This is a genomic window from Streptomyces sp. 549 (genome assembly GCF_030124175.1).
Taxonomy (GTDB): Bacteria; Actinomycetota; Actinomycetes; order Streptomycetales; family Streptomycetaceae; genus Streptomyces.
Genome location: NZ_JASKMT010000007.1, coordinates 70,545 through 83,539, shown reverse-complemented (window position 1 = coordinate 83,539; position 12,995 = coordinate 70,545). Strand labels below are relative to the sequence as shown.

The following is a 12,995-nucleotide window of genomic DNA, read 5'->3' as shown; positions in this document are numbered from 1 at the left end:
GCGTTCCATACCAGCCGCGCCCCCGGCTCCCGCTCCGCCACACAGCCCACCCCGCTCACCCTCAGACGAGTTGGAGCACCGATGCCCCAGCACGTACCACCGGTTGCCGCCCGTGCAGCGGCTGCTCCGGCGCCGCGGCGCTCCGCCGAGGCCGGCGGCTCCGAGTCCGTCCTCCACCATTCCCCCGCCTCCTCCGGCTCCCCGGCCGCGCCGCGCAGGATCGTCTTCCTCGCCCGGCGCGACCTGGGCAATCCGGCCGCCGGCGGCTCCGAACTGCTCATCGACCGGATCGCCGCGGGTCTCACCGACCACGGCCACCAGGTCACGCTGCTGTGCGGCGGCCCGGCGGCCTACCGGGACTACCGGGTGGTCTCCGCCGGCGGCGACGCCGGCCACTTCCTCCGTGCCCGCCGCGCCCTCACGCGGCAGGTCGGGGACTGCGACCTGCTGGTCGAGGTCTGCAACGGCATGCCCTACCTGGCGCCGCTGTGGCACCGCGGTCCCACTCTGTGCCTCGTCAACCACGTGCACACCGACCTGTGGGGCATGCGCTACCCCGGTCCCGCCGCCCGGCTGGGACGCCGCCTGGAGCACTGGGCCCTGGCCGGAACCCACCGCGGCAACCTGATGGTGGCCGTGTCCGGCTCGACCGCGGACGCGCTGAGCAACCTCGGCGTGCCCGACGAGCAGATCCGCATCGTGCACAACGGGGTGGAGGACCCCGGCCAGCTCGCGCCGACCTCCGCCGAACCGGTGTTCCTCGCCATGGGGCGCCTGGTGGAGTACAAGCGCATCGACCTGCTGCTCCGGCTGTGGGAGCGGGTCCGCCCGGTCACCGGCGGCCGGCTGGTCATCGTCGGCGACGGGCCCGAACGCGCCCGGCTGGAAGCCATGGCCGGACCCGGCGTCACCTTCGCCGGGCACGTCAGCGAGGCGGAGAAGCACCGCCTGCTGTGTGAGGCGTGGCTGCTGCTGCACCCCTCGATGGTCGAGGGGTGGGGCCTGGTGGTGATGGAGGCCGCCGCACGCGGCACACCCGCCGTCGGCTTCGACATACCCGGCCTGCGCGACTCGATCGAGCACGGCTCCACCGGGCTGCTGGCCCGCGGCGAGAGTTCCTTCGCCGCCGCCTGGTGCACGCTCGCCCTGTCCGCGGAGCGCCGCGGCGCGATGGGCCGCGCGGCCCGCACTCGCGCGGAGAGCTTCCGCTGGTCGAACACGGTCCAGGGGTTCCGCGCGGTGGCCGCGGAGGCGTTCGCCGCCGCGACCCGTCCAGCGGGCAGGGGGTGAACCGCAGCACGTGAAAGACCCGTCCATCCGCAGATCGGTCTCGCTGTTCCGGGCCTTTCTCAACGAGCAGAACGACCCCGAGGTGGCCTACGGCATGCTTGCCAGGGACGCCGCCTCACAGGTCGAGCGGTACACACCGCTGCGCGGCGCGACCGTGGTCGACGTCGGCGGCGGCAGCGGGCACTTCACCGAGGAGTTCCGCCGCCGCGGCGCGCACAGCTACCTCTTCGAACCCGACCTCCGCGAACTGCACGCCGGCGGCAGGCGCCCCGAGGGCGCCGTGCTCGCCGACGGCTACCTGCTGCCCGTCGCCGACGGCGCCGCGGATGTCTGCTTCTCCTCCAACGTGCTGGAGCACGTCGCCGACCCGCAGACGTTCCTCAGCGAGATGGTGCGTGTCACCCGCCCCGGCGGGCTGATCTACGTCGCCTTCACCAACTGGTACTCCCCCTGGGGCGGTCACGAAACCGCCCCCTGGCACTACCTCGGCCACGACCGGGCCCGGGCGCGCTACCGGCGGCGCCACGGCCAGGAGGCCAAGCACACCCTCGGCGAGAACCTGTTCGCCGTGCACATCGGTCCCACACTGCGCCACGTCAGGGGACGCGACGACGTCGAGATCGTCTCGGCCCGTTCCCGCTACTGGCCGTTCCTGACCGGTGCCATCACCCGTGTCCCGGGGCTGCGCGAAATCGCCACCTGGAACCTCCTCCTCATTCTCCGGCGGTGTCCCCATGTCGACGACTGATTCCACGCTCCACCTGAGAGGCGACGGCCCGGAGCCGGAATCGGAGGAGAAACCCCGCAGCCGACGCTGGCTGTTCGGCTTCTACGCCGCGGTTCTCCTCGCCTTTGTCATCGCCGCTCCCGGCAACATGACCTTCGAGACCAAGCTCGGTGTCGCCACCGACCCGTGGAAGTTCCTCGGAGACCTGGGCCAGCTGTGGTCCGACGGCGCCGGCTTCGGCGGCATCGCCGACCAGTACATCGGCTACGTCTTCCCGATGCTGCCGTTCTACGCCCTGGCCGACCTGCTCCAGATACCCGTCTGGCTGGCCGAGCGCCTGTGGGTGTCGCTCGTCGTGGCGGCTGCCTTCTGGGGCGCGCTGAGGCTCGCCGAACGCCTGCGCGTCGGTTCGCCCGGTACCCGCCTGCTGGGTGCGGCGGCCTACGCGCTGTGGCCGACCTTCACCATCATCGTCGGCTCCACCTCGGCCGGCGCGCTGCCCGGCGCGGTGCTGCCCTGGGTGCTGCTGCCGCTCGCCTCGGCGACGCTGTCCGCCCGGTCCGCGGCGATCCGCTCGGCCCTCGTCATCCCCTTCATGGGCGGCGTCAACGCCGCCTCCACGCTGGCCGCCCTCCTGCCGGCCGGCCTCTACATCCTCAGCCGCACCGGCTCCCGACGCACCGGCCTGCTGGTGTGGTGGGTGCCGGGCGTCATCCTTGCCACCCTGTGGTGGGTCGTCCCGCTGCTGCTGCTCGGCTCGTACGGCGAGGACTTCATGCCGTACGTCGAGCAGGCCATCAACACCACCAGCACCATGTCCGCCGCGGAGATGCTGCGCGGCGCCGGCAACTGGGTGGCGTACCTCAACTTCGGTGAGGCGTGGCTGCCCGCCGGCTGGATGATGGCCACCTCGGTACTCGCGGTGCTCGGCAGCGCGCTGGCCGCCGCGCTCGGCCTGGCCGGTCTGGCTCGCCGGGACATGCCCGAGCGTCGCTGGCTGGTCCTGACCGCCCTCGTCGTCAGCCTCGTCATGCTCGCCGGTTACGGCGGTGCGCTGGGCGCCCCCTTCGCCGAGGGCTTCCAGGGCTGGCTGAACGGATGGCTGAAGCCGTTCCGCAACATCTACAAGTTCCAGCCCGGACTGGCCCTGGCGCTGGCCCTCGGCCTGGCGCACCTGCTGGCCCGAGGCAGCGGCCCGCACGGCGTCGGCCCGGCCCGCGCACGGCGCTTCGTGCCGGTGCTCGCCGCGGTGCTGGTGCTGCCGGCGCTGGCCCTGCCCTACATCACCGGCGCGGTGCTCCAGCCCGGTGCCTTCAAGGCACTGCCCAAGCACTGGGAGCAGACCGCGGACTGGCTCGCGGACAACTCGCCCCGCACCCGCGCGCTGGTCGTGCCGGCCACCGCGCACGGCATCTACACCTGGGGCTCGCCCATCGACCAGCCGCTGCACGTGCTCGCCGACTCGCCCTGGGCGCAGCGCGACTACGTGCCGTTCGGCACTCCCGGTGAGCGCCGGGCGCTCGACGCGGTCGAGCAGGCCCTGATGAGCGGCGGGGAGGTGCCCGGACTCGCCGACTTCCTCGGCCGGGCCGGCCTGTACCACGTCGTGGTCCGCAACGACCTCGACCCGGACCAGCTGGGCTACGTGCCGCCGCAGATCGTCAAGCGCACGCTGGAGGCCTCCGGGTACCGGAAGGTGGAGGGCTTCGGCCCGCTGACGACCGGTGGCCGCATCGCCCCCAACACGCCCGTGGAGATCCAGGGCTTCTACCCGCGGCAGCGCGCCGTGGAGATCTACGAGCCGGACAACGCCGCCCGCCCGGGCAGCGTCGCCGTGCAGCCCGTCGCTGACACCGCGCAGGTCAGCGGCGGACCGGAGGCGCTGCTGCAGCTCTCGGCCGACCCCTCGTTCCGGGAGCGCGCCGCGATCCTCACCGGGGACGCCCACCCCGGGCTCGACGCGCCGCCGTTGCGGGTCACCGCGGACGGCCTGCGCCGGGCGGACACCCGCTTCGGGCTGGTCAACAACAACACCTCGTACACCTACACGGCGAAGGAGCGGAACCACACCGGCAGCGCGCAGAACCCCGGCGCGGAGCCCAAGCAGATCCTGCCCGTCGACGGCACCCGCCACCAGACGGTCGCCACGCTGCGCGGCGCCAAGTCGGTGACCGCCTCCAGCAGCGGCAACTGGCTGTTCCACCTGCCCGGCTTCGACCCGGTCAACGCCTTCGACGGCGACCCCGACACGGCCTGGGCCGAGGGCAGCACGGGCGACAGCACCGGCGAGTGGCTGCGCATCGAGTTCGACGAGCCGACGGACATCCCCGGCACCATCGACGTCACCCCGCTGGCCAGTGACGGGCTCCGCCCGGCGCCGACCTCGGTCCGCGTCGAGACCGACCAGGGCCGCACCGAGAGCACGCTCCAGGCCGAGGCCACCTCGCAGCGCGTCAAGGCGCCGCGCGGCGAGGCGAAGTGGCTGAAGCTGACCATCACCGGCTCCCAGGAGGGGCGGCCCGGACTCACCGGCGCCGGCTTCTCCGAGATCGAGATCCCGGACGTGCAGGTCACCCGGCTGCTGACGCTGCCGAACGACGCTCCGGACACCGCCACCGACGCGGAGGTCTACTCCCTGCACCGCACCGCCGACCCCGGCGGTCTGGAGCCGGTCGGCGCGGAGTCCGGGCTGCACCGCAAGTTCCGCACCTCCAACGACGGCGAGCACGCGCTGACCGCCAGCGCGCTGCCGGTGCCGGGCCGGGCCCTGGACGAGCTGCTGGACCAGGTCGCTCCCGGATCGCGGGACCGCATCACGGCGTCGGCGGAGTCCACCAGCCCCACCGGGACCTCGCTGAGCGCCCGCAACCTGGTGGACGGCGACCTGACCACGGCGTGGATCGCCGGGGACCGGCCCGTCATCCACCTGAAGTGGCCGGAGAAGCGCGAGATCTCCTCGATGGTGCTCTCCGGCGCCGGCGGCATCTCCGCCCGCCCGGCCGAGGTGCAGATCACCTCGCCGGACGGCGCGGTCACCACCGCCGTCGACAACAACGGCTGGGCGCGCTTCGAGGCCATGGAGACGGACGAGCTGACGCTCACCATCACCAAGACGGCGCCGCGCACCCTGCACAACCCGCTCGCGGGTGAGGACCTGCAGCTGCCGGTCGGTCTCAACGAGATCTACCTGCCCGCCCTGGAGGAGTTCCGGGTCGGCCCGCCGCCCGCGGGCCGCACCTTCGAGCTGGCCTGCGGTGAGGGCCCGGCGATCGCGGTCAACGGCACGATGCACGCCACCAAGGTCTCGGGCTCGGTCCGCGACCTGACGGAGCGCCGCCCGGTCGACGTCGAGCTGTGCGCCGGCGACGAGCGGAACGGCAGCGTCGAGCTGGAGGCCGGGGACCAGATCGTGGAGGCCGGCGGCGCCGGTCCGCTGGCGATCACCGACATCACCCTCACCCGCGGCGACACCGCGCCGCAGGCCACGGGCGCCAAGCGGTCGGTCACCGCCCGCGACTGGGCCGGCGACTCCCGCTCGGTCCAGGTCGGCGAGGGCCAGGCCTCGTACCTGCGGACCCACATGAACGCCAACCGCGGCTGGAAGGCGACGCTGGACGGCAAGGAGCTGACCTCGCTGCGGCTCGACGGCTGGCAGCAGGGCTTCCTCATCCCCGAGGGAGCGGGCGGCACCGTGGCTCTGGAGTACACGCCCGCCACCTGGTACAAGGGCGGGATGGTGGCAGGACTCCTCGGCATCGTCGCGCTGGCCGTACTGGCCCTGCTCGGACGCCGCTCCGGCACCCCGATGGGTGAGCAGCAGCCGCCCGCGCCTGGCTGGGTGCTGGGCACGGTGGCGCTCACCGCGGTCATGATCGTGGTGTCGGGGCCGTTCGCCCTGGTCGTGCCGGTGCTGGCCCTGGTGGCCTGGTGGCGGCCGACGCTGCTGCCGCCGATCGCACTGGCCGGCATGCTCGGCGCCGGTGTGGTCGCGGCGCTGGGCGCCACGTCCGGGTTCGCCGAGGGTACGGGCGCCTTCGGGCACCTGGCCCAGGCGCTGGCGCTGGTGGCGCTGGTGGCGGCCCTGGTCACCGCACCGGTCCGGGAGGAGTCGTCCGCACCGCAGCACGCACACCGCGGCGCGACCCGTCCGGTGGCGCCCCCGCCGCCGCCCGGTGCGGCGCCCGAACCGGCGACCGTGCCGCAGCCGCGCACCCGTCTGGACAAGTCCCAACCCCCTGGTGAGGAAGCCAACCGATGACCACCGTGCAGCGGATCCCGTTTCCCACCGTGGACGAGATCTCCCGGCACTGCCTCGTCGAGGACGAGCCGGAGACCGTGCACATCGAGATCCACCTGCCCGGCCGGATCGACGTCGACCGCCTGCGCGAGGCCGTTCGGGACGCGCTGGACAAGCACCCCCGGGTGCTTGTCCGGCAGGCCCGGCACCGGTGGTGGGACCGGGGCTACGCGTGGGAGGTCACCGCGGGGCCCGACCGTGAACCGGTCGGGCGCCCCGGCGGCACCCTCGCCCAGGCCCGCCAGCGGGCCGTCTCCGAGATCCCGCCGCTCACCGGTTCGCCTCCGGTGCGCATCGAGGTCGTCGACCCCGGCGGTCCCATCGACCCCGGCGACCCCGGCGGTCCCGGCGAGGGCCACGCCGCCGGCGGTTCGGTGCTGGTCGTCTCGGTCAACCACACCGCGCTGGACGGACCCGCGTGCCTGCGGGTCCTGGCCACCGCGGCCGAGCTGTACGGGGGCGCGGACAACGCGCCGGCCCCCGCCCCGGTACGCGCCGGGACCTCGCCGTCGTCGGGATCGGCGGCCGAGCCGCCACCGGCCGGGTCCAACTGGGCCCGGCCGGTGCGGATCGCCGCCGACCGCGGCGGGGCCCGCCGCGGGCCGACCGGCGGCAACGGCATGCACATCGCCGAGCTGCCGCTGCCGACCCGCCCGCGCGGCGCCCCCTACACCGTCAACGACCAGCTGCTCGTGGCCACCTGCCTGACGAGCATCCGGTGGAACGAGCAGCACGGGCGGCGTGCCCACCCGGTGCGCATCACCATGCCGGTGGACGACCGGCCGCGGACCGCCGAGATGCCCATCGGCAACGGCACCCGCCTGGTGGAGGTCACCTTCGGCAAGGAGGAGCACCGCCCCGAGGACGTCGAGCAGCTGCTGCGGGCCACCGCGGCCCGCACCCGCGCCTGGAAGGCCGCCGCCCGGCCGCAGCTGGGGTTCAGCGGCGACCTGCTGACCACACCGGTGCTGCCGGTGGGGCTGCGGGCAGCTGGCACCCGGCTGCTGCGCAGCGCGGCCGGGCCGTGGGCGTCGACCACGCTGCTGTCCAACCTCGGCCGCCTCGCCTACCCGCTGGACTTCGGCGACGCGGGTGCGGCGAGCGCGGTGTGGGTCTCCGCACCCGCCCGGATGCCGCGCGGGGTGAGCGTCACCACCATCTCCGTGGGCGGCCGGCTGCAACTGGCCCTGCGCTGGTCGCGGCACCGGCTGGACGACGCGGCGGGTGAGCGGTTCGCCGCCCTGTTCGCCGAGTGCCTCACCTCGACCGCGCTCGACGGACCGGAGGCCGGCCGATGAGCGCCGCGCCCAGCAGCCTCCAGCAGCTGTACGAGAACCCGGCGACCCCGGTGGCCTCCGGCGCGGACCGGTCCCGCCGCCAGGCGGCCGTGCTGGCCCGCGCGCTCGGCCCGCTCCCGAGCACCATCATCGACGTGGGCTGCGGCGACGGCAGCGCCGCGGGCACCGCCGCCGACGTGCTGGCCGCGCACCGGGTGGTGGGCGTGGACTGGTCGCAGGACGCGCTGCGCCGGGCGTCCGCCCACCTGACCGCGGTACGCGGCGAACTCACCGACCCCGGGCTGCCGATCGCCACCGGCGCGGCCGACGCGGTGCTGTTCAGCGAGGTCATCGAGCACCTGGTCGACCCGGACGCGGCACTGGACGAGCTGCGCCGGGTGCTGCGACCCGGCGGCCACCTGCTGCTGTCCACCCCGAACCTGGCCGCCTGGTACAACCGCGGCCTGCTGCTCGCCGGCGTGCAGCCGGTCTTCTCCGAGGTGTCGATGCGCGGCATCCACGGGCGGCCCGGCTCGCAGGTGGTCGGGCACCTGCGCCTGTACACCGCGCGGGCGCTGCGCTCGATGCTGCCCGCGGCGGGCTTCGACATCGTGCGCATCACCGGCGCCCCGTACCACGACGTACCCCGGCCGCTGCGCCCGCTGGACAGGCTGGCCTGCCACGCTCCGTCGCTGGCGTCGATCCTCCTGGTGCACGCCCGGCGGCGGAAGGACGACTGACCATGTGGTGGGGCGTGGCGGCGGCGCTGCTGGCCAATCTCCTCATCAGCATCGGCTTCGTGGTGGAGAAGCGGGCGCTGACGGGCCTGCCACCGCTGTCCGCGGGACGTCCGGCCGCGCTGGTGCTGCACCTGCTGCGCAGCCCGCTGTGGATTCTCGGCGCGCTCTCGCTCGGCGCGGGCTTCGTGGCGCAGCTGGTGGTCTACCGCACGCTGCCGCTGATCGCGGCGCAGGGGCTGTTCGTCACCGGCCTGGTGATGCTGATGCTGCTGTCCTCGGTGTTCCTCGGGGAGAAGCCCAGCGGACGCGAGCGCCAGTCGATGGTGGCGATCATCGCGGCCCTCGTCATGATCGTCTTCTCGCTGCGCGGCAGCGAGGAGGCGATCAGCCGACTCGCACCCGCGCCGGTGATGCTCGCCATCTGCATACCCGCGCTGGCCACCGGCCTGGGCCTGTTCGTCGCCGCCGAGCGCCGCTCCCGGCGGCGGCACCGCCTGCCGACGGCCGGAGTGCCCTACGGCGTGGCGGTGGGATTCCTGTACGGCGTCAGCTCGCTCGCCATCAAGGGCGTCGCGGGCCTGCTGGACCCGGCGGGTGTCATGGCCACGGTGTCCGCCGCGCTCACCTCGCCCTACCCGTACCTGCTGCTGGTGACCGGCTCCACCGGCCTGGTGCTCTCCCAGACCGCGTTGCAGCGCTGCCGCGCGTCGCTGGTGGTCCCGGTGTGCACCACGGTGACGTTCCTGTTCACCGTCGCCGCCGGCACGATCGCGTTCGCCGAGCCGCTGCCCGAGGAGCCGCTGCGGCTCGCTCTGCGGCTGGGCGGCTCACTGCTCGCGGTGTCGGTGCTGCTGATGCTGCCCCGCCACGACGAGCCGGCGCCCGGCGCCGAACCGCCCGAACCCGACGCGCCCGTTTCCGAACCGCCCGCCGAACGGCCCGTCCCGGACGGGCACACCCCCGCACCGCCCGCCGCCGCTGCCCCGCCCGCGTCCCACCGGCCCGCCCTCCCGGCGGGCCGCCCCGCGCGCCCCGACCCCCCGCGGCCGGAGCCGTCCAGACCGGAACCCCCGGTGGGCGGCACGTCCCGTCCCCCCGCCGGTCCCGGACCCCGGGCCGGCCGAACCATCAACGCGACACCTCGCACCCCCCGCCCGGAAGGCACCCGCCATGTCACCTGACGACCCGCTGCTCACGATCCTCGCCTGCCCGCTGGACAAGGGCCCGCTGACCCTCCTGGACGACGGCGACGCCCTGTACAACCCGCGGCTGCGCCGCCGCTACCCGATAGTGGACGGCATCCCCCAGCTCCTGCCCTCCTCCGGCGAACCGGTCAGCGACGAGGAGCACGCGCGCTTCAGCGAGCGGGCCGGCACCCCGTGACGCTCGCCGCCCGGCTCGGGCCCCGCCTCCCGCCCCGGCTGGTCGCCACCACCGCCGCCGCGCTGTACCCGCGCTTCGAGCCGGAGCTGCGCCGGCTGGCGGACTTCTGCCCGCCCGGCGGCACGGCCGTCGACATCGGCGGCTGGTACGGGCCGTGGACCCGCCGCCTGGCCCGGCGCGTGGACCGGGTCGTCACCGTCGAGCCCGTGCCGCACCTGGCCCGGGTGCTGCGCGCCACGACGCCGCGCAACGTCGAGGTACTGCAGGCCGCCGCGGCCGACCACGCCGGCAGCGCCACGCTGTGGCTGCCGCCGGGCGGACGCGGCGACCGCGGCGTGTCCTCCCTGGTGCGCCGGGACGCGGTACACGCCGACCGGCTGGAGGTGCCCTGCCTGTCGGTGGACTCCCTGGAGCTGACCGACGTGCGGCTGCTGAAGATCGACGTGGACGGCAGCGAACGGGCGGTGCTGCACGGCGCCGAGCGGACCGTGCTGCGCTGGCAGCCGGCGCTCTTCGTCGAGCTGGAGTCCCGCATCCAGCCGTTCGGGCCGGTGGTGGACCTGCTGGACTCCCACGGCTACCGCGGCTGGGTGCTGCCGCGGCGCGAGTGGGTCCCGCTCGCCGACTTCGACCTCGCCGGGCACCAGGCGCGGACCGCGCACGTCGCCGAGCACGGCCTGCTGCGCCGCACGCTCGCCCCGCACGTGCGCTACGTGAACTCGGTGCTGTTCCTGCCGCAGGAGCGCTCCCCGGGTGGACGGACCTTAGAGTGACCGCATGACGACCCGTACCGCCGTGGTGCCGCTGCCTGAGATATTCGCGCTGCGCTGGGAGGTGCTGCGCCCCGGGCTGCCGGCCGCCTCGGCCGAGTTCGCCGAGGACGCCGAACCGGGGGCGTTCCACATCGCCGCCTACGACGGGGACCGGCCGCGCGTCCTGGCCTGCGGCAGCTTCTACCCGGAAGGCTTCCCCGACCCGGGCGGGCCGGGCGGGACGGGGTTCCGCATCCGGGGCATGGCGAGCGCCGCACACGTCCGCGGCCGGGGCTACGGCGCGGCGGTGCTGGCCGCCGGAACCGCGCAGGCCCTCGCCCGGGGCGCCGACGTGGTGTGGTGCAACGGCCGCACCGAGGCCGGGGGCTTCTACCGGCGGCACGGCTACCGGACCTTCGGTCCCGAGTTCGTCATACCGGGCGTCGGCCCGCACTTCGTCTTCGTCCGGGAGCTGGGTGCGGCGGCCGGGTGACCGCTCGGAGGTGTCGGTGCGGCGCCGTACACTTCTGACGTGGCGGGCAGGATCAATGACGAGGACGTGAAGGCGGTACGGGACGCGGTCCCGATCGACGCCGTGGTCTCGGAGTACCTCCAGCTGCGCAGCGCGGGCGGCGGCAACCTCAAGGGGCTGTGCCCCTTCCACGACGAGAAGTCGCCCTCCTTCCACGTCAGCCCCAGCAAGGGCTTCTACCACTGCTTCGGCTGCCAGGAGGGCGGGGACACTCTCGACTTCGTGCGCAAGGTCGACCACCTGTCCTTCTCCGAGGCCGTCGAGCGCCTCGCCGCCCAGGCCGGCATCACGCTGCGCTACGAGGAGGGCGGCTACGGCCGGGCCAGCCAGCAGGGCGAGCGCACCCGGCTGGTCGAGGCGCACCGGGCCGCCGCCGCGTACTACGCCGAGCAGCTCGACTCACCCGAGGCGGAGATCGGCCGGCGCTTCCTCGACGAGCGCGGCTTCGACAAGGCCGCCGCCGAGCACTTCGGCGTCGGCTACTCCCCCGCCGGCTGGGACCACCTCACCCGCTTCCTGCGCGGCCGCGGCTTCACCGACAAGGAGCTCATCCTCTCCGGAATCTCCCAGGACGGCCGGCGCGGCCCGATCGACCGGTTCCGGGGCCGCCTGATGTGGCCGATCCGCGACATCACCGGTGAGGTCGTCGGGTTCGGCGCCCGCAAGCTCCGCGAGGACGACAACGGCCCCAAGTACCTCAACACCCCCGAGACGCCGCTGTACAAGAAGTCGCACGTGCTCTACGGCATCGACCTCGCGAAGCGGGACATCGCCAAGGAGGGCCGGGCGGTCGTCGTCGAGGGCTACACCGACGTCATGGCCTGCCACCTGGCGGGCGTGACCACGGCCATCGCCACCTCGGGCACCGCCTTCGGCGAGGGCCACATCAAGATCCTCCGCCGGCTGCTGATGGACAACTCCCGCTCCGAGGTGGTCTTCACCTTCGACGGCGACGCGGCCGGGCAGAAGGCAGCGCTGCGCGCCTTCGAGGACGACCAGAAGTTCGCCGCCCGCACCTCGATCGCGATCAGCCCAGGCGGCATGGATCCCTGCGAACTGCGCCTGGCCAAGGGCGACGTGGCGGTCCGTGAGCTGGTGGAGGGCCGGTCTCGGCTGTTCGAGTTCGCGCTGCGCTCAGTGGTGGACGAGCACGACCTCGACTCGGCCGAGGGCCGCTCGGCGGCCCTGGAGGCGGCGGCGCCGATCGTCGCCCGCATCAAGGACGGCTCGCTGCAGCACGAGTACGCGGTGCGGCTGGCCGGGCTGCTGGGCATCCTGGACACGCAGTTCGTGGTGCGCCGGGTCGGGCAGCTGGCCCGCTGGAAGCGGGACGGCGGTCAGAGCGGACGCCGTCCGGCACCCGCCGCGCCCGCGCCGCAGGGCCGTCAGACGGCCCCGTCCGGCGTCCGCACCACCGCCGGCCCCCCGCTGCACCTGCGCAGCCCGGCACACCTGGTCGAGCGGGAGCTGCTGAAGCTCGCCCTGCAGTACCCGCACCTGGTCTCCCCGGTGTTCGACGCCTACGGCGCCGACGAGTTCACCGCACCGCCCTACGCGCAGGTCCGCGAGACGGTACAGGTCGCGGGCGGGGCGGCAGCCGCGGACGGCGAGTACGTCGCCCGGGTGCGGGAGGCCGCGCCGGACGACTCGGTGCGCCGGCTGGTCACCGAACTGACCGTGGAGCCGCTGCGCAACCCCGGCGGCGGCGACCCGGACGAGGCGTACGCGGGTGAGCAGCTGGTGGCCGTGCGGCTGGCGGCGGTACGCGCTCGCACTGCTGAACTGGAGGGCTCCGCGCGGCGGTTGGACGCCCAGGGGGCGCACGAGAAGTCCGCCGGCGTGTGGCAGGAGCTGTGGGTGCTCCAGCAGTACGCCACGGCCCTGCGCGAGCGCGGCGCCGCCGCGCTCTGAAACGCACGCCGTAGCGACCCGGCTGCACGCGGTAGCGAATTCTCAGAAACTGCGCGCAGCCCTCTACTGGGCGGAGTGTGTCGTAC

10 protein-coding genes are annotated in these 12,995 nt (G+C 74.3%); all 10 read left to right on the top strand.

The window, feature by feature from the left end; translation table 11 throughout:
• Positions 1-81: 81 nt before the first annotated feature.
• The 10 genes from QNO07_RS11000 to dnaG are packed head-to-tail and all read left to right on the top strand — an operon-like array spanning position 82 to position 12,909.
• Entirely contained in the window at positions 82-1,290 is a 1,209-nt protein-coding gene (locus QNO07_RS11000; protein ID WP_283991589.1) for a glycosyltransferase family 4 protein, read from the top strand.
• Between the two features lie 10 nt (positions 1,291-1,300).
• Entirely contained in the window at positions 1,301-2,038 is a 738-nt protein-coding gene (locus QNO07_RS10995) for a class I SAM-dependent methyltransferase (RefSeq protein WP_283991588.1), read from the top strand.
• On the top strand, positions 2,025-6,275 hold the full coding sequence (locus QNO07_RS10990; protein ID WP_283991587.1) for an alpha-(1->3)-arabinofuranosyltransferase domain-containing protein: 4,251 nt from the start codon (positions 2,025-2,027) through the stop codon (positions 6,273-6,275). The genes QNO07_RS10995 and QNO07_RS10990 overlap by 14 nt, the downstream gene beginning before the upstream one ends.
• A complete protein-coding gene (locus tag QNO07_RS10985) occupies positions 6,272-7,612 on the top strand; it encodes a condensation protein (RefSeq protein WP_283991586.1) in 1,341 nt (446 codons plus the stop codon). Before QNO07_RS10990 ends, QNO07_RS10985 begins: the two co-directional genes overlap by 4 nt.
• A complete protein-coding gene (locus tag QNO07_RS10980; RefSeq protein WP_283991585.1) occupies positions 7,609-8,331 on the top strand; it encodes a class I SAM-dependent methyltransferase in 723 nt (240 codons plus the stop codon). Before QNO07_RS10985 ends, QNO07_RS10980 begins: the two co-directional genes overlap by 4 nt.
• Positions 8,332-8,333: 2 nt before the next feature.
• Positions 8,334-9,512 (top strand): DMT family transporter, encoded by a 1,179-nt coding sequence (locus tag QNO07_RS10975; RefSeq protein WP_283991584.1) that lies wholly within the window; start codon positions 8,334-8,336, stop codon positions 9,510-9,512.
• Entirely contained in the window at positions 9,502-9,714 is a 213-nt protein-coding gene (locus QNO07_RS10970) for a Trm112 family protein (RefSeq protein ID WP_283991583.1), read from the top strand. Before QNO07_RS10975 ends, QNO07_RS10970 begins: the two co-directional genes overlap by 11 nt.
• Positions 9,711-10,487, top strand: coding sequence for an FkbM family methyltransferase (locus QNO07_RS10965; RefSeq protein WP_283991582.1), 777 nt, complete (start codon positions 9,711-9,713; stop codon positions 10,485-10,487). The genes QNO07_RS10970 and QNO07_RS10965 overlap by 4 nt, the downstream gene beginning before the upstream one ends.
• Positions 10,488-10,491: 4 nt before the next feature.
• Positions 10,492-10,959: a GNAT family N-acetyltransferase gene (locus QNO07_RS10960; protein WP_283991581.1), complete on the top strand. Its 468-nt coding sequence runs from the start codon at positions 10,492-10,494 to the stop codon at positions 10,957-10,959.
• 39 nt (positions 10,960-10,998) lie between these two features.
• On the top strand, positions 10,999-12,909 hold the full coding sequence (gene dnaG / locus QNO07_RS10955; protein WP_283991580.1) for a DNA primase: 1,911 nt from the start codon (positions 10,999-11,001) through the stop codon (positions 12,907-12,909).
• The last annotated feature ends 86 nt before the right edge of the window (positions 12,910-12,995 follow it).